Source organism: Burkholderia sp. AU30280, from assembly GCF_020420125.1.
Lineage (GTDB): Bacteria > Pseudomonadota > Gammaproteobacteria > Burkholderiales > Burkholderiaceae > Burkholderia.
This window is the reverse complement of sequence record NZ_JAIZRY010000003.1, coordinates 240,048-266,746: the sequence shown is the minus strand read 5'-3', so window position 1 is coordinate 266,746 and position 26,699 is coordinate 240,048. Positions and strand designations below refer to the sequence as shown.

The 26,699-nt window shown below is 66.5% G+C and carries 13 protein-coding genes and 1 pseudogene; 10 read left to right on the top strand and 4 right to left on the bottom strand.

Going from position 1 to position 26,699, the window contains the following annotated elements; all coding sequences use genetic code 11:
- Positions 1-2: 2 nt before the first annotated feature.
- Together LGN17_RS08655 and LGN17_RS08650 are read left to right on the top strand one after the other, a co-directional pair.
- Positions 3-1,133 (top strand): ATP-binding protein, encoded by a 1,131-nt coding sequence (locus LGN17_RS08655; protein WP_175015217.1) that lies wholly within the window; start codon positions 3-5, stop codon positions 1,131-1,133.
- A 308-nt stretch (positions 1,134-1,441) separates the two neighbouring features.
- The gene (locus tag LGN17_RS08650) at positions 1,442-2,065 is read left to right on the top strand and encodes an FMN-dependent NADH-azoreductase (RefSeq protein ID WP_226195913.1); all 624 of its coding nucleotides are present in this window, start codon (positions 1,442-1,444) and stop codon (positions 2,063-2,065) included.
- Positions 2,066-2,122: 57 nt separating this feature from the next.
- On the opposite strand, the gene LGN17_RS08645 is transcribed toward LGN17_RS08650, so the two are convergent.
- Positions 2,123-4,519 carry a patatin-like phospholipase family protein gene (locus tag LGN17_RS08645; protein WP_226195912.1) on the bottom strand — a complete coding sequence of 799 codons (2,397 nt, stop codon included), beginning with the start codon at positions 4,517-4,519 and terminating at the stop codon, positions 2,123-2,125.
- A 270-nt stretch (positions 4,520-4,789) separates the two neighbouring features.
- Between LGN17_RS08645 and LGN17_RS08640 the strand changes: the two genes are divergently transcribed.
- The 5 genes from LGN17_RS08640 to LGN17_RS08620 all read left to right on the top strand — a co-directional run bounded on the left by LGN17_RS08640 (position 4,790) and on the right by LGN17_RS08620 (position 18,139).
- Positions 4,790-5,830: a rod shape-determining protein gene (locus LGN17_RS08640; RefSeq protein ID WP_089426971.1), complete on the top strand. Its 1,041-nt coding sequence runs from the start codon at positions 4,790-4,792 to the stop codon at positions 5,828-5,830.
- A 233-nt stretch (positions 5,831-6,063) separates the two neighbouring features.
- Positions 6,064-6,723 carry a YdcF family protein gene (locus LGN17_RS08635; RefSeq protein WP_226195911.1) on the top strand — a complete coding sequence of 220 codons (660 nt, stop codon included), beginning with the start codon at positions 6,064-6,066 and terminating at the stop codon, positions 6,721-6,723.
- A gap of 639 nt (positions 6,724-7,362) precedes the next feature.
- Positions 7,363-15,420 carry an autotransporter-associated beta strand repeat-containing protein gene (locus tag LGN17_RS08630; protein WP_226195910.1) on the top strand — a complete coding sequence of 2,686 codons (8,058 nt, stop codon included), beginning with the start codon at positions 7,363-7,365 and terminating at the stop codon, positions 15,418-15,420.
- Positions 15,421-15,568: 148 nt separating this feature from the next.
- Positions 15,569-17,791 (top strand): amylo-alpha-1,6-glucosidase, encoded by a 2,223-nt coding sequence (locus tag LGN17_RS08625; RefSeq protein ID WP_226195909.1) that lies wholly within the window; start codon positions 15,569-15,571, stop codon positions 17,789-17,791.
- Positions 17,792-17,887: 96 nt separating this feature from the next.
- The gene (locus LGN17_RS08620; protein WP_011354368.1) at positions 17,888-18,139 is read left to right on the top strand and encodes a hypothetical protein; all 252 of its coding nucleotides are present in this window, start codon (positions 17,888-17,890) and stop codon (positions 18,137-18,139) included.
- A gap of 494 nt (positions 18,140-18,633) precedes the next feature.
- Here the strand turns inward: LGN17_RS08620 and penR are convergent, their stop codons facing one another.
- On the bottom strand, positions 18,634-19,524 hold the full coding sequence (penR, locus tag LGN17_RS08615; protein ID WP_226195908.1) for a beta-lactamase transcriptional regulator PenR: 891 nt from the start codon (positions 19,522-19,524) through the stop codon (positions 18,634-18,636).
- A 128-nt stretch (positions 19,525-19,652) separates the two neighbouring features.
- On the opposite strand from penR, the gene blaPEN-bcc reads away from it, so the two are divergent.
- Positions 19,653-20,603 carry a PEN family class A beta-lactamase, Bcc-type gene (gene blaPEN-bcc, locus LGN17_RS08610; protein ID WP_226195907.1) on the top strand — a complete coding sequence of 317 codons (951 nt, stop codon included), beginning with the start codon at positions 19,653-19,655 and terminating at the stop codon, positions 20,601-20,603.
- A gap of 478 nt (positions 20,604-21,081) precedes the next feature.
- Here blaPEN-bcc and LGN17_RS08605 read toward each other — a convergent pair whose 3' ends face one another.
- Both LGN17_RS08605 and LGN17_RS08600 read right to left on the bottom strand, forming a co-directional pair.
- Positions 21,082-21,282 carry a DUF805 domain-containing protein gene (locus LGN17_RS08605; protein ID WP_226195906.1) on the bottom strand — a complete coding sequence of 67 codons (201 nt, stop codon included), beginning with the start codon at positions 21,280-21,282 and terminating at the stop codon, positions 21,082-21,084.
- Positions 21,283-21,953: 671 nt separating this feature from the next.
- Positions 21,954-23,157: pseudogene (locus LGN17_RS08600) on the bottom strand (IS3 family transposase); the annotation flags it as partial.
- A gap of 537 nt (positions 23,158-23,694) precedes the next feature.
- Here LGN17_RS08600 and LGN17_RS08595 point away from each other — a divergent pair.
- Positions 23,695-24,378 carry a TagK domain-containing protein gene (locus LGN17_RS08595; RefSeq protein WP_226195905.1) on the top strand — a complete coding sequence of 228 codons (684 nt, stop codon included), beginning with the start codon at positions 23,695-23,697 and terminating at the stop codon, positions 24,376-24,378.
- A 63-nt stretch (positions 24,379-24,441) separates the two neighbouring features.
- On the top strand, positions 24,442-26,664 hold the full coding sequence (locus LGN17_RS08590; protein ID WP_226195904.1) for a type VI secretion system Vgr family protein: 2,223 nt from the start codon (positions 24,442-24,444) through the stop codon (positions 26,662-26,664).
- Positions 26,665-26,699: the final 35 nt, after the last annotated feature.

The following is a 26,699-nucleotide window of genomic DNA, read 5'->3' as shown; positions in this document are numbered from 1 at the left end:
AGATGATCCGACGAACCCGTTCGCACCCCGATGCGCCGCCGCTTCCGACGCTGCGGTACGTCAAATGGCGCTGGCTGCATTTCCGCCGCGCGTGGACCGATACGCGCGCCGATCGCATCCCGAGCTGGTCGCGCCTTTACGTGCGCACCTACCTGCATCTGCTCGGCCTCGTGCTGCTGACCGCGCTCGTGCCGGCGCTCGCGCTGTGCGTCGAATTGTCGCCGCAGGTCGTGTGGCATGCGTTCGATTCGCTGCCCGGCGACATCTGGATCGTGCTCGTATTCGTGTTCGCCGCACCCGCGCTCGCGGCGTACCGATGGATGCGGCCGGTGTGGTCGGATCTCGTGATGGTGCGCGAGCGCGCGATCGATTTCACGGGCGGGCGCTTCAACACGCGCGCGCGCGAATCGCACAGCGTGATCATCGGCCCGCTCGCGCGGACGCTGAATGCGCTCGCGATGCGCATGGAACGGCTGATCGCCGCGCAGCGCGATCTGACGAACGGCATCTCGCACGAGCTGCGCACGCCGCTCGCGCGCGTGCGCTTCGCGCTCGAAATGTTGCGCGAACCGGGTTCCGCGGCCGAATACCAGGGCGCGCTCGAGAGCATCGCGCAGGACGTGACCGAGCTTGAAGAGCTGATCGACATGAGCCTCACGTATGCGCGGCTCGAATACAGCTCGCTGCAGTCGAACCTCGAGATGACGGCCCCCGTCGCGTGGTTCGAGCATCAGGTCAACGATGCGCAGCTGCTGTATCCGGAGCGCGCGATCGAGTCGCGCATCGCGATCGCGTCGGATCTGCGCGTGAAGATGGACCGGCGGCTGATGTCGTATGCGATGCGCAACCTGTTGCGCAACGCGAGCAAGTACGCGAAATCGCGGATCGTCGTCGGGATCTCGCTGGTGCACGGCAATATCGGGATCTTCGTCGAGGACGACGGCCCCGGCGTGCCGGAGAGCGAACGCGAGCGGATCTTCGACGCATTCGTACGCCTCGACCGCCGCACCGGCGGCTATGGCCTCGGCCTGTCGATCACGCGGCAGGTGCTCCATGCGCACAACGGCCGGATCGCGGTCGTCGATCCCGTCGAACTCGGCGGCGCGCGCTTCGAGATCAGCTGGCCGGTCTAGCGAGACGCCGCACGGGCGCCGAGCCTCGACAGTCACGACAGCACGACAGCACCCGGCCGCGCGCGCCGGATTCGAGCGCGTCGCCGGCCATTCACGCCGTACCTTCCCGTATCGACTCCTTCCCGCACGGCAATCGCGTGACGATTCGTTTGCCGCGCGTGCGCGCTTTGCATTACGATTGCAATTGCAACTATATGGGCGGGCCGATCCATGACAACGAAGGCGTGCGGCCCGCGACGCAGCAGTGAAGCCGGGGCCGCCACGCTGGCCGCCCCGTTGATCATGCATTCCTGTCCGGGTCACCCATCATGCGGCTTTTGAATATCGTGTCTTCTCCTCGCGGCGCCAGGTCGGCTTCGATCGCGGTTGCCAATGCCTTTGTCGATGCGTACCGGGAGACGGGCGCCGCGATCGACGTCGATACGCTGAATGTCTGGGAAGAAGACTTGCCGGATTTCGGCAGCGACGCGATCGGCGCCAAGTACAAGGGCGTCGCAAACGCGCCGATGAACGAGGCCGAGCAGTCGATCTGGCGGCGAATCCAGTCGCTCGTGAAGCGTTTTCAGGAGGCGGACCGGATCGTCGTCGGCGTGCCGATGTGGAATTTCGGCTATCCGTACAAGCTCAAGCAACTGATCGATCTCGTCAGCCAGCGGAACATGCTGTTTTCGTTCGACGGCAACGCATACGCGCCGCTGCTGGAGATTCCGCGCGCGCTGGTGATCCATGTTCGCGGGCAAAGCCGCGAAACCGGCGCGGGCGCCGACAACCCCGGGTTCCGGCATCAGGCCGACTACATCGAATTCTGGTTGAGGTTCATCGGCGTGCGCGAGGTCAGAAGCCTGACCGTCGAACACACGTGGAGTGCGCGGGCAAGCGACAGCATCGAGCGGGCGCAAGCCCGCGCGGTCGCGATGGCGGCGGAGTTCTGATCCGGGCGGGCGGCGCGACGCAGACGCGGATGCCGCCGAAACGGCATCCGTGCACGCTCAGTACGTGCGGCCGAGCTGCAGGTAGAAGTTGCGGCGGCCGCTGGGCGCGAGCGCGACGCCGATGTAGACGGGCCCGAATGCGGTCGACAGGCTCGTGAAGAACGTGTAGCTCTGCTTGAGCGCGCCGCCGCCGATCTGCTGGCCGCTCGACCAGACGTTGCCGACTTCCGCGCTGGCGCCCACCGACAGCGCCTTGATCGGCGATGCGTTGAACGTCATCAGCTGGTTCATGTAGGTTACCTGCGCATACGCGAGCTCGTTGCCGTTCAGCTGGTCGGCCGCATACGCGGACAGATGCTGAAAGCCGCCGAGCGTGAAGTTGAACGCGTTGATCAGGTTGGTGCCGCCGATGCTCTTGCCGCCTTCGATCGTCGCGCTGACGCTGTGCCGGCCGAACTGCTGCGCAACCATCGCCTTGCCGTAGATCTCGGTGTAGGGCGCGTTGTTGATGCCGTCGTCGAACTCCGACGCCGACCCCCCGTTGTGCGACACCAGCGAGCGCTCGACGCGCAGCTCGGTGAAATAGCCCTTGCGCGGGAACAGCGGATCGTCGAGCTGATCGATGACGAGCCGCGCGCGCGCGGTCAGCGCCTGCGACGTGAAGCTTGGCCACAGCAGCGTCTGGCCGCTGCCGTCATCGAACGGCAGGTTGTAGGTCGGCGAGCCGTGCCCGGTCACATAACCGATACCGATGCGGAAATCGCCGAGCCGCGCAATCGGCAGGCCGAGATCGAGCCCGGCGCGCGCGGTCTGCATCAGGTACTGCGTGATCTTCACGTCGCCGCTGTCGTCGTACAGGTTCGCGTAGCGGCGCTGGTATTCCGCGTACGGCGACAGATAGACGCCGTACGCCATCGACAACGGCTGGCGGAACTCGATGCGCGCCGATTGCAGGTCGCTGCCGATCGTGGTGTCCGCGCGGAATTCGAGCCCCGATTCGGTGAGCCACGGCCGCCGGTAGCCGACGTGCAGGCGGAAGCCGCCCTCGTCGGTCGAACTGCTCGACATGCCGAGCCCGAACAGCAGGAAATTCGGCCCCCAGTATTTCTCGCGCGCGTTGATCTCGAGCACGTTTTCGTCGCCGTGGCTCACGATCTGCTGCGTGACACTCTCGAAGTTGCCGCCCGTCGTGAGCCCGAGCAGATCCTGGCTGACTGTGTCCGGATCGTAGGTGTCGCCGGGTTTCACGTGCAGCGCGTTGCTGACGACCCGCTTCGGCACGCCGCCGCTGGTCTTGATGTCGATGCGCGTGATCCGGATCGGCGGCGGCAGCGGCTGCGCGTGCGCCGACCGGTAGGCCGCGTACTGTTCCGGCGTGAGCGCGAAGCGCCGCAACTTCGGCAGCGCCGCGGTCGCGGCGGCCGCGCCGGCGGCGATCGCCTGCTTCGCGTTCTGGAAATCGGTGAACGCGAGCGAGCCGAGGTCCGGCGTGAGCAGCACGTCCTGCGCGTCGAGCTGCTTGCGCTGCGCGGTCACGTTCTGGCGGATCAGGATGCCGACCATCTGCTGCATCACGTCGGCCGGCGACGCGAGCGCGTCGAGCGGGCGCAGTTGCGAGCCGATGTCGACCGCGATCACGACGTTCGCGCCCATCTGCCGCGCGGTGTCGACGGGCAGGTTGCTGACGAGCCCGCCGTCCACGAGCGCGCGCCCGTTGATCTCGGCCGGCGCGAACAGGCCCGGCATCGCCATGCTCGCGCGGATCGCGAGCGGCAGCGAGCCGTGGTCGAGCACCACCATCTGGCCCGTCTGCAGGTCGGTCGCGACCGCGTGGAACGGGATCGGCAGGCGGTCGAACGGCTGGTTGGTCGGCACGGCGGCCGTCCATCTCGCGAGCAGCGCCTGCAGCCGGTTGCCCTGCACGAGGCCGACCGGCGCCTTCACGCCTTTCTTGCCGAAACCGAGCGTCAGCCCGTTGATGTACAGGCGCTCGTCCTCCCGGCTGGTTTGCGGCAGGTCCGCGCGCTCCGTCACGTCGAACGCGATGTCCGCGAGATTGACCTCCGACAGCCGCTGCTGCATTTCGCCGGCGGCCATCCCGCTCGCGTACAGGCCGCCGACCACGGCGCCCATGCTGGTGCCGGCGATGCAGTCGATCGGGATGCGGTTGTCCTCCAGCACCTTGAGGACCCCGAGGTGCGCATAGCCGCGCGCGCCGCCGCCGGACAGCACGAGGCCGATCGACGGGCGGCCGGCCGGGCCGCCGTCGGCTTCGCAGGTGTGCCCGGCTGCGACGGGCGCCGCAGCCGGCGCGCTGGCGGCAGCGGCCGGGGCCGCGGCGGCGGAGCCGGCGGCCGGCAGCGGTTGCGCGGCGACCGTGCAGCACCAGAAGGCGACGAGCGTCGTGCAAAGCGGGCGCAACCGCGCCCAGCGGAAGGAAACGGTCGCTGTCATGGTGGAAATACCTGGCGTGATCGGGCGTCTGAGGCCTGCCGGGAGCAGGCAAGACCGAGAGATTACCGTGTTTTACAGGCGCAATGCGAGAGGCTGTTGCGTAGCCGGATGCGTCCGGAACGGCATTTTTGACAATTCAGTCGCGAAAAAATCATCGGAATTGCCTAAAGTATCGGAACGATTTGCCGCTAAGTTCGTGATGGGGCGGCATGGACGGGCCGCGGAAATGCGGCCCGGCTGCCCTGGCCTGTTCGATTACAAAGGTTTGATATGTCGACACCGCTGTTCGGAAAGTTGTTTGCGCAACCCGTTGCGATCGATCCTGGAACGGCGAGTACGCGGATTTATACGCATGAACGCGGGGTGGTGCTGAACCAGCCGTCGGTCGTCTGCTTCCGCAAGGCCGGCGCCGGTGCGACCGACGCGCGGCCGACGCTCGAGGCCGTCGGCGAGCTTGCGAAGGCGCTGCTCGGCCGCGAACCGGGGCATCTCGAAGCCGTGCGGCCGATGCGGCACGGCGTGATTGCCGACGCGCACGCAGCCGAGCAGATGATCCGCAGCTTCATCGACATGTCGCGCACGCGTTCGCGCTTCGGCCGCCGCGTCGAGGTCACGTTGTGCGTGCCGTCCGATGCGACGGCCGTCGAGCGCCGCGCGCTCCGCGAGGCCGCGTTCGCCGCGGGGGTATCGGAGGTCGAACTGATCGAGGAATCGCTGGCGGCCGGGCTCGGCGCGGGCCTGCCGGTGACCGAGCCGGTGGGCTCGATGGTCGTCGATATCGGCGGCGGGACGACCGAAGTCGCGGTGATCGCGCTCGGCGGCATCGTCTACCGTGAAGCGATTCGCGTGGGCGGCAACCAGTTCGACGCGGCGATCGTCAACCATGTGCGCAACCTGTATGGCGTGCTGCTCGGCGAACAGACGGCCGAGCACGTCAAGCAGACGATCGGCTCGGCCACCAGCGCGGTGCCGCGCAGGTCGACGCGCGCGGTCGGGCGGGGTGTCGGCGACGGCCTGCCGCGCTCGATCGAGCTGTCCAACCACGACGTGGCGGACGCGCTGGCCGCGCCGCTCAAGCAGGTGATCGGCGCGGTGAAGTCGGTGCTGGAGAACGCGCCGGCCGAGCTCGTGACCGACATCGCGAATCGTGGCGTGGTGCTGACGGGCGGCGGTGCGCTGCTCGCGGATTTCGAGCGCCTGCTGTACGACGAGACGGGGCTCGTCGCCCGGATCGCCGACGAGCCGGCCACCTGCGCCGTGCGCGGCGCGGGCGAGGCGATGGGGCGGCTCACGATGTGCCAGGTCGACTGATCCGGGCCGTGCCAGGCGGGCGTCGCCGAGCGGCGCGCGCATCGACATTCCTTCGATCTCCTTGTTGCGTACCCGCGTCGCCGGGCACGCTTCTCCGGTCAACTCCCGGGAGGCCGGCTGTTGTCCGGCGTCGGTCCGTCGCGTGGACACCCGCACGCACGGCGTGCTAGCGTTACGCGCCCGTCCGGGGCCGGGCCAGCCGATACGCCCGACGACCTGAGAGATCGAAAACCTTGAGAAACCACACCAAACGGGGCTTGTTTGCCCGCCTGGGCCGCTTGCTGGCCGTCGTCGCTTGCGTCTGGATCGTCGCGGCCGTTGCGCTCGTCGCGTACGGGATGCGGATGCCGAGCGAGGCGGCCGATGTCGCCGTGATCTTCGGCAACGCGCTCGACGAGACCGGCGCGCCGAAGCCCGTGCTTGCCGCCAGGCTCGACGTCGGCGTGCGCTGCTACCGCACCGGGCAGTGCCCGGCGTTGCTCGTCAGCGGCGCGATTGACGGCCCCGGCCTGAACGAGGCGACCGCGATGCGCGACTATCTCGTGGCGCGCGGCGTGCCGGCCGACCGGATCACGGTCGACGACCAGGGCGACAACACGCTCGCGACCGCGCAGCACACGCTCGCGTACCTGCAGGCGCACCGCGTGTCGCGCGTGCTGATCGTCAGCCAGTACTACCACCTCGCGCGGGCGCGCCTCGCGTTCGAGCGCGTCGGCATCGCGCGGGCGGACATCTCCGCCGCGTATCCGCGCCGTTTCCAGTTGCGCGACGTCTACTCGAGCTGGCGCGAAGTGCCGGCGTATGCGGTGTATGCGGCGCGGCTGTGGGTGAATCCCGATGCGCGGCCGGTTTCGTTCCGGCCGATGCTTTATCTGATGCGCCTGTTTTCGTAGCAGGGCGCGCTTTTCCCGTGAGCGTGTCGACGCTTTCGATGCGAAGCAATCGATGGCGGCACGGGTTGTCCGATCGAGGCGCGGCGGAAATTGCCGCGATCCGCCGAATCCGGGGCATACCGATTCCGGTCTGGCGAGTGATCAGGTGCGAATTATATTGCCGCGGTGCTTGACGGGGTGTAAGTATTGCGCCGCGAGAAATTATCGTGATAATCGTCGCGGAATATCATTTTCTCGCTGATGTGGATATTGTGTTTATTCGGGAAATTAAAATTGCCCGGCAGAAGGTATGCAAAATTTCACGCATTAAGTGCTCCAATAAGTAAAAAATACGCGCCAATTTTCCCCTGATCCAAAAAGAAAAAGATCGACTGGAAAACCCTGTTTTTTTGATATAGCCTTGTCTGACAAAAGCGGGGCGGGAATCAAATCAACCAGAAAGTCGCTGCGTAAAAAAACAGGGGCCATCGTCATGTCGTCAACCTAGTTTCACACCTGCCTTCAAGGGCCAATTAAAGACTGATCCGAGAATCAACCGACGTCGCGTCGCGACGGCCGGGGCGAATCCTTTCGTCCGTGATTTTCTGCTGCCGGCCGTTCGATTTCATTGCAATGCCAATTCCAATAACGAGGAAAAGCATGAATCTTGCGCGTTCGAAAAAAGCCGGCGAGCCGTTTCCGAGATTGCTGTTGCCGACCGGGGTGTTCCTGGCGCTGTCCGGCGCGGGCATCGTCCCGGCGTATGCGGCCTGTAGTGCGGCGGGGTCCAACGTGTCCTGCTCGGGCGTCGCGAATCCGCTTGCGCCCAGCTATTCGAACAGCGGCAACAACCTGAACGTGACGGTCAACGCCGGCGCGAGCCTCGGCGTGCTGCTCGGCGTTGGCGGCACCGCGCTGTCGCTGCAGGGCAGCGGCACCACGCTGACCAACAACGGCACCATCGATCCGTCCGCGCTCGGCACCGGGCTCGGCGTGCTGTCGAGCGGCGCGCTGGTCGGCAACAACCTGGCGAGCACGACCACCATCACCAACAACGGCACGATGAAAGGCTCGACGGGCGTCGCGCTGTCCGGCGTGACCGGGATGGCGCTCGCCGCGCAGAACGGCACGGGCGGCACCACCAACATCACCAACACCGGCACCATCAGCTCGAATGGCCTGATCGGCGCGACCCTGATCGGCTCGGACGCGCCGGTCGTGGTCGCCTACGGCGGCGCGCAGGTCAACTTCAACAACAGTGGAACGATCAACGGTCGCGTCGCGTTCGAGGCATCCGGCACGCCGGGGGCCGGCAATACCTTCACCAACTCGGGCACCATCAACGGCAGCGTCTCGATGGGCGGGAACAGCGTCAATACCTTCACCGCGACCACCGGCTCGTCGGTCAATGCGAACGGCGGCACCGGGGTTGCGCTGAACCTCGGGGTCGGCGCGGTCACGATCGGCATCGCGGCAACCGGCACGGTGGACGGCGGCGCGGGCGGCAACAACACGCTGGTGCTACGTCAGAACGGCGGCGGCCCGGCGGCCGGCTCGATCAACAACAACAACTACATCAACTTCCAGAACCTGCAGGTCAACAGCGGCAACTGGACCACGACCGGCGCGTCGAGCGCGCAGAACGCCACGCTGAACGGCGGCGTGGTGAGTATCGACAACAATGCGGGGCTCGGCACCGGCACCATCACGAGCAACGGCGGCGGGATCGAGAGCGCGAATTCCGGCGTCAACCTGAGCAACGACGTGACGCTTGGCGCGGGCGGGCTGACGGTGCAGGGCGGCAACAATCTCGCGCTGTCGGGGGCGATCAGCGGCAGCGGCGGCCTCACGCAGAACGGTACGGGCACGCTCACGCTGTCGGGCGCGAACACCTATTCGGGCGGCACCGGGCTGAACAGCGGCGAGATCGTGCTGGGCAACGGCGGCGCGCTGGGCACGGGCACCCTGACCGTCGGCGGGGCGGGCACCCTCGACACGACCGCCAACATGACGGTCGCCAACAACGTCGTGATCAACGGCGGCACGACCCTGACGCTCGGCGGCAGCAACAATCTCGGGTTGTCGGGGGCGATCTCGGGCGGGGGCGGAATGGTGCAGAACGGCCCGGGCACGACCACCCTGACCGGCGCGAACACCTATACGGGCGGCACGACGATCAACAGCGGGATCGTGTCGATCGGCGCCGGCGGCAGCCTCGCGGCGACGGGCGCGGTCAACGTGGCGGGCGCGGGCGCGGCCTTCGATATCAGCGGCGCGGGGACGAACCAGACCATCGGCGCGTTGAGCGGGGTGGCCGGCTCGACGGTGACCCTCGGCGGCAACGGCCTGACGTTCGGCGACAGCACGAACCAGACCTTCGGCGGCGCGATCACGGGTACGGGCGGGATCACGAAAGCGGGTACGGGCACGGAAACGCTGACAGGCGCGAACACCTATACGGGCGGCACGACGATCGCGAGCGGCAAGCTGGCGATCGGCGTGGGCGGCAGTCTCGCGGCAACGGGCGCGGTCAACGTGGCGGGCGCGGGCGCGACCTTCGATATCAGCGGCGCGGGGACCAACCAGATCATCGGCGCGTTGAGCGGCGGGGCCGGCTCGACGGTGTCGCTGGGCGGTAACGGCCTGACGTTCGGCGACGGCACGAACCAGACCTTCGGCGGCGCGATCACCGGTACGGGCGGGGTCACGAAGCAGGGCAGCGGCACGGAAACGCTGACGGGCGCGAACACGTACACGGGTGGCACGACGATCAACGCGGGCACGCTGTCGATCGTCGGGGGCGGCAGTCTCGCGGCGACGGGTACGGTGACGCTCGCGAACTCGGGTACGACGCTCGACATCAGCGGCGCGAACGGGAACCAGACGATCGGCGCGCTGAGCGGCGCGGGTGGGTCGAACGTGAGCCTGGGCGGCAACGGGCTGACATTCGGCGACGGTACGAACCAGACCTTCGGCGGTGCGATCACCGGTACGGGCGGGATCACGAAGGCGGGCACGGGCACGGAAACGCTGACGGGCGCGAACACGTACACGGGTGGCACGACCATCAACGCGGGCACGCTGTCGATCGTCGGCAGCGGCAGTCTCGCAGCGACGGGGACGGTGACGCTCGCGAACTCGGGTACGACGTTCGACGTCAGCGGCGCGAACGGGAACCAGACGATCGGCGTGCTGAACGGCGTGGGCGGATCGAACGTGAGTCTCGGCGGCAAATCGCTGACCCTCGGCGGGACGACGAACGGCACGTTTGGCGGCGTGATCGCGGGCTCGGGCGGCATCACGAAGCAGGGCAGCGGCACGGAGACGCTGACGGGCGCGAACACCTATACGGGCGGCACGACGATCGCGAACGGCACGCTGGCGCTCAGCGGCGGCGGCAGTCTTGCGTCGACAGGTGCGGTGAGCCTGACGGGCAACGGCGCGACGCTTGACCTGAGCGGCGCGAACGGGAACCAGACGATCGGCGCATTGAGCGGCGTGAGCGAGTCGAACGTGAGCCTGGGCGGCAACGGGCTGACGTTCGGCGACGGCACGAACCAGACCTTCGGCGGCGCGATCACGGGTACGGGCGGGATCACGAAGCAGGGCACGGGCACGGAAACGCTGACGGGGGCGAACACCTATACGGGCGGCACGACGATCGCGAACGGCACGCTGGCGCTCAGCGGCAGCGGCAGCCTTGCGTCGACGGGGGCGGTGAGCCTGACGGGCATCGGCGCGACGCTCGACCTGAGCGGCGCGAACGGGAACCAGACGATCGGCGCATTGAGCGGCGCGGGCGGGTCGAACGTGACCCTGGGCGGCAACGGGCTGACGTTCGGCGACGGGACGAACCAGACCTTCGGCGGCGCGATCACGGGTACGGGCGGGATCACGAAGGCGGGCAGCGGCACTGAAACGCTGACGGGGGCGAACACCTACACGGGCGGGACGACGATCGCGAACGGCACGCTGGCGCTCAGCGGCAGCGGCAGTCTTGCGTCGACGGGGGCGGTGAGCCTGACGGGCAACGGCGCGACACTCGACCTGAGCGGCGCGAACGGGAACCAGACGATCGGCGCATTGAGCGGCGCGGGCGGGTCGAACGTGACCTTGGGCGGCAACGGGCTGACATTCGGCGACGGTACGAACCAGACCTTCGGCGGCGCGATTGCGGGCACGGGCGGAATCACGAAGCAGGGCAGCGGCACGGAGACGCTGACGGGCGCGAACACCTACACGGGCGGCACGACGATCGCGAACGGCACGCTGGCGCTCAGCGGGAGCGGCAGCCTTGCGTCGACGGGCGCGGTGAGCCTGACGGGCATCGGCGCGACGCTCGACCTGAGCGGCGCGAACGGGAACCAGACGATCGGCGCGTTGAGCGGCGCGGGCGGGTCGAACGTGACCCTGGGCGGCAACGGGCTGACGTTCGGCGACGGCACGAACCAGACCTTCGGCGGCGCGATCGCGGGCACGGGCGGGATCACGAAGGCGGGCACGGGCACGGAAACGCTGACGGGCGCGAACACGTACACGGGTGGCACGACCATCAACGCGGGCACGCTGTCGATCGTCGGCAGCGGCAGTCTCGCGGCGACGGGGACGGTGACGCTCGCGAACTCGGGTACGACGTTCGACGTCAGCGGCGCGAACGGGAACCAGACGATCGGCGTGCTGAACGGCGTGGGCGGATCGAACGTGAGTCTCGGCGGCAAATCGCTGACCCTCGGCGGGACGACGAACGGCACGTTCGGCGGCGTAATTGCGGGCTCGGGCGGGATCACGAAGCAAGGCGGCGGCACGGAAACGCTGACGGGGGCGAACACCTACACGGGCGGGACGACCATCAACGCGGGCACGCTGGCGATCGTCGGCAGCGGCAGCCTCGCGGCGACGGGTACGGTGACGCTCGCGAACTCGGGTACGACGTTCGACATCAGCGGCGCGAATGGGAACCAGGCGATCGGCGCATTGAGCGGCGTGGGCGAGTCGAACGTGACCCTGGGCGGCAACGGCCTGACGTTCGGCGACGGCACGAACCAGACCTTTGGCGGCGCGATCACGGGCTCGGGCGGGATCACGAAGGCGGGCACGGGCACGGAAACGCTGACGGGGGCGAACACCTACACGGGCGGGACAACCATCAACGCGGGCACGCTGGCGATCGGCGGCAACGGCAGCCTTGCGTCGACCGGCACGGTGACGCTCGCGAACCTGGGCACGACCTTCGACATCAGCGGGGCCAGTGGCGCGCAGACGATCGGCGCGCTGAACGGCGCGGGCGGGTCGAACCTGAACCTGGGCGGCAACTCGCTGACTTTGGGCGGGACCACGAACGGCACGTTCGGCGGCGCAATCGGCGGCTCGGGCGGCATCACGAAGGCGGGCGCGGGCACGGAGACGCTGACGGGCGCGAATACCTACACGGGCGGGACGACGATCGCAGGCGGCACGCTGGCGATCGGCGGGAGCGGCAGTCTCGCGGCGACGGGTGCGGTGAACCTCACGGGCAACGGTTCGACGCTCGACCTGAGCGGCGCCGGCGGGGCGCAGATGATCGGCGCGCTGTCAGGCACGGGCGGTACGACGGTCGATCTCGGCGCGAACGCGCTGGCGCTCGGCAACGGCGGCGGCAGCGCGACCTTCGGCGGCACGCTGACGGGCAACGGTTCGCTGACGAAGGTCGGCGCCGGCACGCAGACGCTGACGGGGACCAACAGCTATACCGGCGGCACGACGATCGACGCCGGCAAGCTGGTGATCGGCGCGGGCGGCAGTCTCGCGGCGACGGGCGCGGTGAACCTGGCCGGCTCGGGCGCGTCGCTCGACATCGGCGCGTCGGGGGCGAACCAGACGATCGGCTCGCTGTCCGGCATCGGCGGCACGAACGTCACGCTTGGGAGCAACACGCTCACGTTCGGCGACAGCACGAACGCGACTTTCGGCGGCGCGCTCGGCGGCACGGGCGGGATCGTGAAGCAGGGCAGCGGCACTGAGACGCTGACGGGCGCGAACACCTATACCGGCGCGACGACGATCAACGCGGGCAATCTGGTGATCGGCTCGGGCGGCAGCCTGTCGAACGCGACCACCGTCAATCTCGGCGCGGCGGGCACGGGATTCACGCTCGGCAACGGCGCCGGCGCGCAGACGATCGGCGGGCTGGCCGGCGTCGCGGGCAGCAACGTTTCGCTCGGGACGAATACGCTGACGCTCGCGGGTTCGGGCAACACGTCGTTCGGCGGCACGCTCGGCGGCGCCGGCGGCCTCGTGAAGAGCGGCACCGGCACGCAGACGCTGTCGGGCAACAACACGTATGCGGGCGGCACCTCGGTCACGGGCGGCACGCTCGTGCTCGGCAGCAACGGTGCGCTCGGCACCGGCGGGTTGACGGTCGGCGCGTCGAGCACGATCGACACGACGACCGCGGTGACCGTCGCGAACCCGGTGACGCTGAATGCCGGCGCGACGATCGGCGGCACCGCGGACCTGACGCTGTCGGGCGTGGTATCGGGCGCGGGCGGTCTTGTCAAGAACGGCCAGAGCACGCTGACGCTGAACAACAGCAACACCTTCCAGGGCGGCACGGTGCTCAACAGCGGCTCGCTGGTGCTCGGCAACGGCAGCGCGCTCGGCACGGGCGGGCTCACGCTGAACGGCGGCAGCATCGCACTCGGCAATACCCAGTTGACGTTGCCCACGCTGAGCGGGGGAGCGGGCGGCACGCTCGACACCGGCACGGGCGGCCTCACGGTCACGGGCAGCGGCGCCTACGGCGGCACGCTGGCGGGCGGCGGCTCGCTGACCAAGAGCGGCAGCGGCACGCTGATCCTGTCCGGCGCGAACACGTATGCCGGCGGCACGACCATCAGCGGCGGCGCGCTGCAGATCGGCAGCGGCGGCACCACGGGCAGCCTCGCGGGCAACATCGCGGATGCGGGATCGCTGATCTTCAACCGTTCGGACAACACGTCGTTCGGCGGTGCGATCTCGGGCGCCGGTTCGCTGACGCAGGCCGGCAGCGGGCAACTGACGCTGACGGGCACCAGCACGCTGAGCGGCCCGACCACGGTCAGCGCGGGCACGCTCGCCGTCAACGGTTCGCTCGGCCAGTCGACCGTGACCGTGCAGAGCGGCGCGACGGTCACGGGCACCGGCACGATCGGCGGCCTCGTGGTGCAGGGCGGCGCGACGGCGGCCGCGTCGCAGCCGGGCGCGGCGCTGAACGTGGGCGGCAACGTCACGTTCCAGCCGGGGTCGACGTTCCAGGTCGCGGCCACGCCGCAGCAAAGCGGCAGCCTCGCGGCGGGCGGCACGGCGACGCTGAACGGCGGCAACGTGCAGGTGCTCGCGAACCAGGGCAGCTACCAGCCGAGCACGACCTACACGATCCTGACCGCCGCGTCGGGCGTGCAGGGTGCGTTCAGCCAGGTGAGCGCGAACTACGCGTTCCTGATGCCGAAGCTCAGCTACGATCCGAACCACGTTTACCTGCAACTGGTCGCGAATGGCACGTCGCTGCCCGATGTCGCGACGACGCCGAACCAGCGCTCCGTCGCGGCCGCGCTCGGCGGGCTCGGCGCCGGCAACCCGCTGTACGACGCCGTGATGACGACCGACGCGGCGACCGCGCGCCGCGCATACGGGCTGCTCGACGGCGAACTGCAGGCAAGCCTGAAGAGCATGCTGCTGCTCGACAGCCGCTATGTGCGCGACGCGGTGACCGATCGTGTCCGCCAGGGCCTCGCGCCCGGAGCGGGCCCGCTCGCCGCGCTGTCGTCGGGTGGCGCGGCCTTGTGCGGCGACAACACGGCTGGGGCGGTCGACCCGACGCTGCCGCCGGAACGCCGGATCGGCTCGCGCGACGGCTGCTACGGCGGCACGCCTTACCAGCCGGTCGTCTGGGGGCAGGCGTTCGGCGGCCGCAGCCGGCTCACCGGCGACGGCAACGCGTCGACGATCAACCGCAGCATGACGGGCTTCATCGCCGGTGCCGACATGGCGCTCAACGACAAGTGGCGTGCGGGCCTGGCCGCGGGTGTCACGCACAGCTCGCTCGACAACGACCAGAGTTCGTCGGCGTCGGTGAACAGCTACTACCTGTCGCTGTACGGCGGTGCGCAGTACGGTGCACTCGGCGTGCGCGGCGGTGCGTCGTACACGTGGTACCGGATCAACAGCGACCGTTCGCCGAGCTTCGCGGGCTTCTCCGACCACGATTCGGCCGGCTACGACGCGAATTCGGCGCAGGTGTTCGGCGAAATCGGCTACGCGCTGCCGGTCGGGCCCGTGGCGATCGAGCCGTTCGCGGGCCTCGCGTATGTGAACCTGCATACCGACGGCTATACGGAGACCGGGGGCGCGGCCGCGCTGCGCGCCGGCGGCGAGACGACGCACGTCGGCTTCTCGACCCTCGGCTTGCGCGCGGCGTCGCAACTCGGCTCGATCGCGAGCGGCACGTTCACCGCGCGCGGGACGGTCGGCTGGCGGCATGCGTTCGGCAACGCGAGTCCGTCGTCGGCGTTCACGTTCGCGAATGGCGGCACGTCGTTCCAGGTATCGGGCGTGCCGATTGCCCGCGACAGCGCCGTGCTCGAGGCCGGCATCGACGCGAACATCACGAAGCGCCTGACGCTCGGCCTCACGTACAGCGGCCAGTACGGCAGCGGCGTGCGCGACAACGCCGTTCTCGGCAACATCCTGTGGAAGTTCTGACCGGCGCCTGACGCGCGCGATGGCATGCGGCGACGGCAACGTCGCAGGCCATCGCGTCGGTTTCGTCGCTGCGCGCGTCCCCCGTTCTGTCCTATCCTGTGCGAAACACGCGACGCGCCGCGCGTTGCGACCCGACACAGGAGCATCGATGCCGAATCACGCTGAAGCCACGACGACCCAGGCGCCGCAAGTCGCGCCTGTTGCCCCGAACCCGACGTCAGGCCCCGCATTCATCGCGCCCGAAGCCGATCCGCAGGGACTGGCGCGCAACAACCAGTACGTCCTGAAATCCGGTGATGCGTTCGTGGTCAGCGACGCGCTCGGCGACATCGGCGGTCATGACGACGGCCTGTTCGTCGACGACATGCGCGTGCTGTCGAAGTGGCGCCTGACCTTCGGCGGCCGTGCGCCGTCGCTGCTGTCGGGTGCGACGAGCGCCGACAACGCGTCGTTCACCGCGCACCTGACGAATCGCCCGCTGCCGCCGCTCGGAGGCCGCGAAACGCCGGAGGGCGTGATCCATATCGAGCGGATGCGTGTGCTCGCGGGCGACGTGCTTTACGAAGCGCTGACGCTGACGAACTACGGCGCGAGCGAAGCCGAGGTGCCGCTGTCGCTGTCGTTCGCGGCCGATTTCAAGGACATGTTCGAAGTGCGCGGTACGCAGCGCCCGAAGCGGGGCACCGTGGCGGCGCCGCGCGTCGACGCGGGCGCGGTGCGGTTGCGCTATGACGGCCTCGACGGCGTCGAGCGCAACGTGACCGTGCATTTCTCGCCGGCGCCCGATGCGCTGTCGGTCGATCGTGCCGACTACACGCTGACGATCGCCGCGCAGGCCTGCGTGTCGATCTACCTGACCGTCGATGCGACGCTCGGCCCGGCGCATGCGGAAGGGCCTGGATGTGGCCGCGTCGTGCTGCGCACCGCGCTCGTCGGCGTGCACCGCGAGATGCGCGCGCGGCGCGAATCGATGGCGCGCGTGAACACCGGCAATCCGCTGTTCGACGCGTGGCTCGACCGCTCGCTCGCGGATCTCGGGCTGCTCACGACGCAGCTCGACACGGGGCCGTACCCGTATGCGGGCATTCCGTGGTTCTCGACGCCGTTCGGCCGCGACGCGGTGATCACGTCGCTGCAGATGCTGTGGCTGCAGCCGTCGCTCGCGCGCGGCGTGCTGCGCTTCCTGGCCGAGCATCAGGCGCGCGAGACGTCCGCGTTCCGCGATGCGGAGCCCGGCAAGATCATGCACGAGTTCCGTCGCAGCGAGATGGCCGCGACGGGTGAAGTGCCGTTCGCGCTGTACTACGGCGGGGTCGACACGACGCCGCTGTTCATCGTGCTCGCGGGCGCGTATGTCGAGCGCACCGGCGACGATGCGCTGATCGACGAGCTGTGGCCCGCGCTCGAGCGCGCCGCGCAATGGGTGATCGACAAGTGCGACCGCAATCCTTACGGACTGCTTGATTATCAGCGTACGTCGGAGCGCGGCCTCGCGAACCAGGGCTGGAAGGACAGCCACGATTCGGTGTTCCACGCGGACGGCCGCTTCCCGGATGGGCCGATCGCGCTCGTCGAAGTGCAGGCGTATGCGTGCGCGGCGCTCGATGCGATGTCGGTATGCTCGCACCGGCGTGGCCACGCGGCCGATGCGACCCGCTATGCGTTGCGCGCGAAGACGCTGCGCGAGCAGGTCGACGCGCTGTTCTGGATGCCGGAAGGCGATTTCTACGGCATCGCGCTCGATGGTCACGGCGACCTCTGCCGCGTGTTCGCGTCGAACGCGGGCCACCTGCTCGCGTTCGGGCTGCCCGACGCCGAGCGCGGCGCGGCGGTCGCCGGCGTGCTCGGCTCGACGCTGTTCCAGACGGGCTGGGGCATCCGCACGCTGGCGGCCGGCCAGCCGCGCTTCAACCCGATGGCGTATCACAACGGTTCGGTGTGGCCGCACGACAATGCGCTGATCGCGCGCGGGCTGGCGCGCTACGGGGACAAGACCGCCGCGGTGAACCTGCTGCGCGCGCTGTTCGAGGCGGCGGTGAGCTTCGAGATGCGCCTGCCCGAACTGTTCTGCGGGTTCCCGCGCCGGCGCGGCGAACCCCCGACCGCGTATCCGGTGGCTTGCCTGCCGCAGGCGTGGGCGGCCGGTGCGCCGTTCATGATGCTGCAGGCCTGCCTCGGCGTGAGCATCGACGCGTCGCGCCACGAGGTGCGCGTCGAGCGCCCGGCGCTGCCGGAAGGCGTCGACTGGCTGCGGATCGACGCGTTGCGCGTCGGCGACGAAACCGTGTCGCTCACGTTCCGCCGCGTCGACGGCCAGGTCGTCGCGTCGGCGGAGCAGCCGGGCGCCGTGAAGGTGGTCGCGGTGCTGTAGCGCGGCGCGGCGCGAATGTTGCGCGATGTCGCGCCACGTTCGCGCGCAGCGGCATAGAATCGTGACATGACCCTTGAACAATGGCGGAGGTAGACGATGACGACCGACAACCGGCCCGACGACAGCGAGCACAAGCTCGAGAATCTGGAAGCGGCGGTCGACCACCTGCACAAGTCGATCGAATCGCAGAGCATCGCGGTCGGCGCGGCGAAGGGCATCCTGTTCAGCCTGATCGAAACGCTCGGCGCGCTGATCGGCGATCCCGACCTGCCCGAGCATGCGCGTTCGGGCTACGAGGCGCTGCGCGACAAGGCGAGCGAATTGCGCGGCGGGCTCGACCGGCATTGATCCCCGGTGGCGCCGGCGCTCGCCGCACGGGCCGCGCCGGTGCTGCCCGATTCTGCAGACGAAGCACAAAACCCCGTGCGCTCAATGAGTTAGGTGGCCGATACGCAGGATATCCACAAGCTTGCCAACACAATCTGTGGAGAACCGTCCGGCCCCGGGCCCGGTGCGGCGAGGCCCGTGCGAAAGCACCGGCGCTGCCACAGGCTTGACCTCGCAAGGTCCGTGAATTGAATCCCCTTTTGCATCAGGGCGTTACGCGCCGCATCGGAGGGATATCCACAGGCTTGCCAACATATTCTGTGGACAACTTGCAATCGATTGCGTCGCGACAGTTGAGGATCGGGCCGTCCGGGGCCGGCGCGTGAAGCCCGTGAATACAGGCTGCCCGATGTCTAAGTCGTCACGCTAATTCGTGCGCGATCAAGGGCTTAGGTCCCGGGTACCCAGGATATCCACATCCTTGCCAACACTTTCTGTGGACAAGCAGGGCCGCGTCATTCGGCCGGCGCCGTGGCGGCCGCTTCGGCCACGATCCAGTCGCGAAAGAGCGTCATCGCCGGCGTGAGCGGCTTCGACTTCAGCGAGGTGAGCCAGTAGCCGCCGGCGCGCACGTCGATGTCGAGCGGTCGCACGAGCAGGCCGAGCTGCAGTTCGCGCGCGAACATGCACGCCGGCGCAAGTGCGATGCCCGCGCCCTGCATCGCAGCCTCGACCATCAGCCGCGACGAATCGAACACGGGCCCGTTGACCGCCCACGGCGCGAGCTGCGCGGCATCGAACCAGCCGTGCCATTCGTCGGTGCGGTACGAGCGCAGCAGCGTTTCGTTCGCGAGATCGGCCGGTTGTGCGAGGCGCCGCGCGATGTCCGGCGCGCACAGCGCGGTCAGCGGCGCATCGAGCAGGCGCTCGTTGCGCGTGGTCGGCCAGTTGCCTTCTCCGAAGCGGATCGCGAAGTCGAGGCCCTCGGCGGCGAGGTCGACGACGTTGTTGTTGGTCCGCATCCGCAACTCGACGAACGGGTGCGTATCGCCGAACTGTTTCAGGCGCGGCATTAGCCAGCCTATGGCAAAGGTGCCGACCACGCCGAGCGTCAGCACCTCGCGGAAGCGCCCGCCGTCGAACTGCTTGAGCACCGTCTCGATGCGGCTGAATGCGTCGCTCAGCACGGGCAGCAGCGCGCGCCCCTCGTCGGTGAGCCCGAGGCCGCGCGGCAGCCGCGTGAACAGCGTGCAGCCGAGCCGCTCCTCCAGCGAACGCACCTGCTGGCTGACCGCGGCCTGGGTCACGCTCAGCTCGAGGCCGGCGCGTGTGAAGTTCAGGTGGCGCGCCGACGATTCGAACGCGCGCAGCGCATTGAGCGGAAGATGAGGGCGGAGCTTAGTCATAAGGATTTCTTTTGTCAGCGCTCAATTATCGTTGCTTGTCAGGCAACCGTAAAGTCCCGATAGTGCTGTCTCGCCGGCCGGGCGCGTTCAACCCCCTTTCGCTCACATTCCTCCACGAGACAACCGACATGACCCACTCATCGAAACGTCGAACCTTGTTGCTGGCCGCTGCGACAGCGCCGCTCGCCCTGACCGTCGCCGCCTGCGCGTCGCGGCAGACTGCTGCACCGGATCCGTCGTCGAGCGAGGCCGCCGTCGCGGGCGGGGCGGCCACGGCGGCCTCGCTCGACGCGGCGACGTTCGATGCGCTGGCGGCGCTCGAACGCAGTGCGGGCGGTCGCCTCGGCGTGTGCGCGATCGACATCGCAAGCGGCCGGCGCGTAGCACATCGCCAGGACGAGCGCTTCCCGTTCTGCAGCACGTTCAAGGCGATGCTGAGCGCGGCGGTGTTGGCGCAGAGCGTCGAGCGGCCCGCGTTGCTGCAACAGCGCGTGACGTATACCCAGGCCGACCTCGTCAACTATTCGCCGGTGTCGAAACAGCATGTCGGTGAGGGCATGACGGTTGCCGCGCTGTGCGAGGCCGCGATCCAGTACAGCGACAACTCGGCCGCGAACCTGCTGATCAAGCTGCTCGGCGGCCCGCAGGCGGTGACGGCCTACGCGCGCTCGATCGGCGACGACACGTTCCGGCTCGATCGATGGGAGACCGAATTGAATGACGCGGTGCCGGGCGACCTGCGCGACACGACGACGCCGGCCGCGATGACCGCGAGCCTGAACGCGCTGATGCTCGGCGATGCGCTGCCGGCCGCGCAGCGTGCGCAGCTCGTCGCGTGGATGCGCGGCAACAAGGTCGGCGACAAGCGGTTCCGTGCGGGCGTGCCGGCCGGGTGGACGGTCGCCGACAAGACGGGCACCGGCGACTACGGCACGACCAACGACGCGGGTGCCGTGTGGTCGCCGTCGGGTGCGCCGATCGTGCTGGTCGTGTACTACACGCAAGCCAGTGCCGATGCACGCGCAAAGGAAGACGTGATCGCGTCGGTCGCACGCATCGTGGTCCGGGCATTCGGTTGAGGCGGGCGGCACGGCGTGCGTGTGTGATCCGCATGCATGCCGTGCCTCGGCCGTGACCTGCGTGATCAAACGTTGTGCGATCAACGACTTAGGTCACGCATGCTCAGGATATCCACATGCTTGCCAACAAAAAGTGTGGACAAGCCCGCGCGTGGCCGCATCCGGCGTGGCGCGGGCCGCCGTGCCGCGTTTGAAGCGGCGCGGACAAAGTCTTTCGGATCAAGCGCTTGGCCTCGGTATGCGCAGGCTATCCACACGCTTGCCAACACAATCTGTGGACAAGCCGGTTCGCACGCGCGGAAGGCACCCCGTCACGTGGCGAATGGGCGTGTGAGCGGCACTTTCCCGGCCGCGTGCCGCATTTGAAGCGGCACGGACAAAGTCTTTCGGATCAAGTGCTTGGTCGCGGTATGCGCAGGCTATCCACATGCTTGCCAACAAAATCTGTGGACAAGCCGCGCGGCCGTGGTGGCGACGGTCAGGGCTGCCGATCGTCGACGGTGGGCCAGCGTGCGAACGCGAACACCCACAACATGATGAAGTTCAGGATCGGGACGAACATCGTCAGGATCCACCAGCCCGAATGCCCGGTACGCCGAACGATGCGGACGTACGGATAGATGACGACGGCGACGAGCACGAGTGAGACGACCAACTGCCACGCGGTGAAGTGTTCCATGGTCTTCCTCGGAGTGAAGTGTCGTGGTGCGGCGCCGGCGGAACGGCCGGGCCGTCGAGCCGGCGCGCGAAGCCGGCGATGCGCGTGTGCCTGCGGCTCGCGTGATCTTGACGCGAGGCAGGTGCGAGCGTCAAGGCGACGGCGATGCACTGTCGTTGCGCGGGATCGGCCGCCTGCGTGCATGCCCGGGCGGCATGGTGCCGCAACCGTGACGCCGCGCATGAACCGTAGCCCGATCAACGGGTTAGCGCAGGCTTGCGCAGGATATCCACAAGCTTGCCAACACAATCTGTGGGTAAGTGCGCCGCGCATGGCGGGCACGTGCGAGAACCGACTGCGGCGTGCATCGTCGTGGCGTTGTGATGCGTCGTGCGGCGACGCGGGGGATGCGATGGCCATCCCCGGGGGCTTGTCTGCATCACGCGTGCCAAAGTCCATCGGATCAAGGGCTTAGCGTCGCGGTGCGCAGGATATCCACAAGCTTGCCAACATTTTCTGTGGAGAACTTTGGCGGTGGCAGCGAACCCTTGTCAGGCGGGCAAGATAGACGATGTGGCGAAACGGGGTGTGGCTGCTTCAGGCCATTCCCACACGATCCCCCATCCCGCATGACGAATTGACATGACACCCCGCTGGAGTTGCCTCTGTAATACCGGACGCGGCATCACACTAAGGATTGCTGAATCCATCGAGCGCCGGAACTCGCGAGGCGGGCGATGTTTCAGCGCGCTACGGGAATGCTTCTCGTTGTAGTGCTCGAACGCGATGGCCAAATTGCGTGCAGCAGTCGCTGCGTCCGGCGTCGGCATGAAGGCGACGTAGTCGCGTTTCATCGTCTTCACGAAGCTCTTGGCCATCCCGTTACTTTGCGGGCCGCACACCGGCGTGGTCAATGGCTTCAGGCCGATGGGCACTGCGAACCGGCGCGTGTCGTCAGCCGTGTAGCCCGAACCGTTGTCGCTCAGCCACTCGATTTCGGACGGGGTATGCAAGTCGTTGCCAAACCGATTTTCCACTGCAGCCAGCATCACGTCGCGCACAATGTCACCGCTGTGGCCTGCCGTCGTGGCCGCCCAGCTCATCGCCTCACGGCCACAGCAATCCAGCGCGAACGTTACGTGCAGTGGCTCGCCATTGTCGCAGCGGAACTCAAAGCCGTCCGAGCACCACCGCTGATTGCTGCGCGCGACGGCCACCTTGCCGTCGTGTCGACGTTGGGGGCGGGGCGGAATCGGTCGACGCTGCATCAGCAACCCATGCGTGCGCATGACACGATAGATGCGCTTGGCGTTGAACGGCACTAGCCCAATCGCGACGCGCTCGTTGCGCAATATGCCCCAAACCCGGCGATAGCCATAGCTGGGCAAATCGCCGACGACCCGGCGGATTTCCTCGACAGCGACCGCGTCGTCAGTCTGCCTCGATTGACGGCCATCGAGCCACGTCGCCGGACGCGACAGCCGTGCCGATACGTTCGAGCGCGACACGCCGAGAACTTCACAAACCAGTTTCACTGGTCGTCCTCCGGCAGCGAGGGCGAGTGCGCTATCCATTTTTTGCCCGGCCGTACTCGACTGCTTCTCGGAGAATCTCGTTCTCCAGGGTCTTCTTGGCGAGCATCCGTTGCAGCTCACGAATCTGCTTGAGCGCGTCGGCCAGTTCCGAGGCCGGAACCACTTCCTCGCCAGCCTTGACCGCTGACAGGCTCCCATCCTGATACAGCTTGCGCCAGTGGAACAGCTGGTTCGGATTCACGCCGTGCTGGCGCGCGACCATCGAAACCGATTTCCCCGGCTCGAAACTCTCGCGAACCATCGCCAGCTTCTGCTCCGCCGTCCGGCGCCGCCGGCGCTCCGGGCCCGTCAACACTTTCATCACTTCCTGCCAGGTGTTAGTCAAAGACACAGTCTTATGCCTGCCCGTTATTGTAAGTGGGTGACTGTGTCCGGCGTTTCAGGGGGCTGCTCCAGGCGTCCAGCACTGAATCCGATGTGCCGGCAATGTGTCTTGTTATCTCGAGAAGTGAGGATACCTATGGATATGGATAGTATCTATATCGAATTGTCGTGTAGTTGATTCGGTCTGCTGGTTGTTGTTCTGCTGGTGTGAATTTGCTTCGGCAGACGGCGCAAGCCATGATGGAGGAGCGTCCAGAAGGTTGCAATATGTCCGAGCCGCCCGATTGGGTTCGTGTGAGGCAGCAAGTCACTTGCCGTTGTCCGCTTGAGCCAGCCTCGGTTGTGAAGACGTTGTGTGTGCAACTTATACGCGGGGCATGTCCATTGTCTCAACAAAAAATCACACCCTGTGATTTTTGCCAGGTTTTGTCAATTTCGGACGCGTCTTATGTGATTTTACCGATGCGTTCGGTAAATTCGACGCAGGAGAAATTCCGTTCAACGGAGATGAATCGTGAAAGACAATACCTCAGACAAGGATGTCGCTCGCTTTGGCGATTCAACGGATCACGGCGGCACGGTTGTTCACGTCGCAGGCAATGTTATGCGCGGGGGATTTCGGGCGCTGTCCATTGGTGACGAATGCGGCGGTGGGGCAGTATTTGGCCTGCTTGGATCATCAGCGCCCCTTCGTGGCGGCGAGGCCCTTCGCGAGCGCGATGACAATAACGTTGCTGTAGAGGACGCAAATATTATTGCGTCGCTGTACAGTCAATACCTTGGATTTCTCGATGATCCGCTTTCATTGGCCGAGCGGGCAATCTCTTATACACAGGAAGCCACTCCATCTGCGTTGCCCGTGCAGGCTGAACCGGGATTGGGTTTGCTCACTATGGTGGAGTTGCCACCGCAACCGGTTAAGCCGGTTGCCAAGCCCGAGGGGATCATGGAGCTACTCAGGCCTCCGGTCAAACTTGAACAGCTGTTCGGCGACCTCAGTGGGGCACCGGACCTCTGTGAACCGGAGCAATGGAACGACGTGCTGGGTCTGTTCGCGCCTGCCGAATTCCTTGCTGCCGCATCACTCCGTGCTGCCCAGCGGCCACCCGAACTGACGCGACGTGAACATCATATGGTCGCAATGGATAGCCCCGTGTCCCTGCCGGTCGGGTTGTTGCCTGATAGCGAAACATCCTGACGGGGCAGTCTGCATACGTTCGCCGAGTAGCCCAATACGATCCATCTTATTGTCGGAATCGCCATGTCCAACGCGTTTGATGTTCAGAAGCTATATCCGGTTATCCAGAAATTCAGCCGGCCCCGAACGCTCTCTATCAGTGGGGCTGCCGTTCCGTTATCGCCCAATGGCGAACCTGTATTGCAACTGGTTGCGATCGAAGGCGAGGAAGAACTTTCCAAAATCTACACCTACGATTTGGAGGTTAAAACCTCGCTCGACGCGGGATTGAGTGATGAAGAGGCAGCGAATCTCAATACACTCGACATGATTGGGAAGGAACTGACCGTCACCATCCAGCTTGACGGGATGGGCACTTTTGTCCGTGGAATGCCAGGGGCGACCGGTGCAGCAAACATCGGACGCGGGTTACGCGAAATCAGCGGGATTATCACGGCAGTGAGTTTTGCCGGGCAGTCAAACCGCCAGAGTAGGTATCGACTCAAATTGCAACCGTGGATCGCGCTGGCTGAGAAACGCTCGGATTACAGGATTTTCCAGAATAAGTCTGTTATTGAAATCATTCACGAAGTGCTGAGCGACCACTACCTCTACTCGTGGGACATGCGGCTAAGCGAGTCCTATCCGAAGCTGGTCTATCAGGTCCAGTATGGCGAAACCGACTTTCATTTTATCCAGCGTCTAATGGAAGAAAACGGGATTTATTGGTTCTTCGAGCATTCAGATACCGTGCATCGCATGGTCCTGGTGGACCAGTTGGGGGCGCACAAGCCGGTTGACAGTGAAGCCTATCAGACGCTGTCGTACTATCCGCCAGGCCGCAGGGTTGACATGGAGCACATCGACAACTTTGATACGACTGCGCGTATCCAGTCAGGTCAGTGGACCACGAACGATTTCGACTTTACCCGGCCAAGGGCAAATCTCGAGGCACAGATTCAGTTGCCGCAGAACACCTCGCACAATACGCTTGAACGTTACGAGTGGCCCGGCGACTACACCGAACAGAAGGCCGGTGAGCAGTTTGCACGGATACGCATGCAGGAAATGCGTGCCTTGGGCGAGCGGGGCACTGGCGGTGGGAATGTGCGGAACGTCGTGTGTGGGACGACTTTTACGCTGGCGGGTTTTCCGCAAGCCGATGCAAACCGCGAATTCCTTGTTATCCGGGCTCGGCTGGATGCGGCTGAACTCGACGAGGCAACCGATACCGGCGAATACCGGATTCGGACACAGTTTGAAGTGCAGCCGGCCACGACCGTTTTCCGTCCACCGCGCACGGTCAGCAAGCCGCGTACAACCGGCCCGCAGACGGCCATTGTTACGGGGGCCGACGGGAGCGAAATCTACACGGACCAGTACGGCCGGGTGAAGGTGAAGTTCCACTGGGACCGCTCGCCAGTACATGATCAGACATCATCCTGCTGGCTGCGGGTCTCCTATCCGTGGGCAGGCAACAACTACGGGACCATCAGCATTCCGCGGGTGGGCTCGGAAGTGATAGTGGACTTCGAGAATGGCGACCCTGACCGGCCATTTGTGACGGGGCGGCACTACAACGCACACAACATGCCGCCGTGGGAGTTGCCCGCCAATGCGACCCAGAGCGGCACGCTGACGCGCTCCACCGATAAAGGCGGCTACGAAACCGCCAACGCGCTGCGGTTCGAGGACAGGAAAGGCAGGGAGGAAATATGGTTCCATGCCGAAAGGGATATGCGAACCGAAGTTGAAAACGATGAATCGCTTACGGTTGCACATGATCGCGCGAAGACGGTCGGACATGACGAATCGGTGACGATTGACAATGATCGTACGGAAAAAGTCGGCCGAGGCGAACAGGTCGAGATTGGTGTCGATCGTCGTCACACCATAGGCCAGGATGCGTTTCTTTCGGTTGGACGCGATCACCGCATCCAGATCGGCAAGGATCGAATCGAGGAAACCGGCAACAATCGCAAGGACACCATTGCGGCCAACTTCCAGGTCACGACTGGCGGCAACGCCGAACACAAGGTGCAGGGGCGCCACCAGGTCGAGGCGGGGCAGGCTAGTGAGCGCAAGACCCGTATCTACCAGCTACAGGCGGGCGACAAGGCTGAAATCATCGGCCCGGCCGGAAAGATCACGCTCGACGGTGAGGGCGTCACGATTGAAGGAGTCCGGATCAAGCTGAAGGGGCCGGTCCAGACCGAGACCGGCTGGGTCAAGAATGCCCTGGACATGCGCTCAGACGTGAACAAGGGCGACCCGTTCACACCGGACTACTTCCCGTTTTCAGGCTGACGCCTGCCGTTTATTCCACCAAGGAACCGTGCCTC

Excerpts from the sequence above, each read along its gene's own strand:
- LGN17_RS08655 (WP_175015217.1), top strand. The coding sequence starts at position 3 with ATGATCCGACGAACCCGTTCGCACCCCGATGCGCCGCCGCTTCCGACG.
- LGN17_RS08650 (WP_226195913.1), top strand. The coding sequence starts at position 1,442 with ATGCGGCTTTTGAATATCGTGTCTTCTCCTCGCGGCGCCAGGTCGGCT.
- LGN17_RS08645 (WP_226195912.1), bottom strand. The coding sequence starts at position 4,519 with ATGACAGCGACCGTTTCCTTCCGCTGGGCGCGGTTGCGCCCGCTTTGC.
- LGN17_RS08640 (WP_089426971.1), top strand. The coding sequence starts at position 4,790 with ATGTCGACACCGCTGTTCGGAAAGTTGTTTGCGCAACCCGTTGCGATC.
- LGN17_RS08630 (WP_226195910.1), top strand. The coding sequence starts at position 7,363 with ATGAATCTTGCGCGTTCGAAAAAAGCCGGCGAGCCGTTTCCGAGATTG.
- LGN17_RS08625 (WP_226195909.1), top strand. The coding sequence starts at position 15,569 with ATGCCGAATCACGCTGAAGCCACGACGACCCAGGCGCCGCAAGTCGCG.
- LGN17_RS08620 (WP_011354368.1), top strand. The coding sequence starts at position 17,888 with ATGACGACCGACAACCGGCCCGACGACAGCGAGCACAAGCTCGAGAAT.
- penR (WP_226195908.1), bottom strand. The coding sequence starts at position 19,524 with ATGACTAAGCTCCGCCCTCATCTTCCGCTCAATGCGCTGCGCGCGTTC.
- blaPEN-bcc (WP_226195907.1), top strand. The coding sequence starts at position 19,653 with ATGACCCACTCATCGAAACGTCGAACCTTGTTGCTGGCCGCTGCGACA.
- LGN17_RS08605 (WP_226195906.1), bottom strand. The coding sequence starts at position 21,282 with ATGGAACACTTCACCGCGTGGCAGTTGGTCGTCTCACTCGTGCTCGTC.
- LGN17_RS08590 (WP_226195904.1), top strand. The coding sequence starts at position 24,442 with ATGTCCAACGCGTTTGATGTTCAGAAGCTATATCCGGTTATCCAGAAA.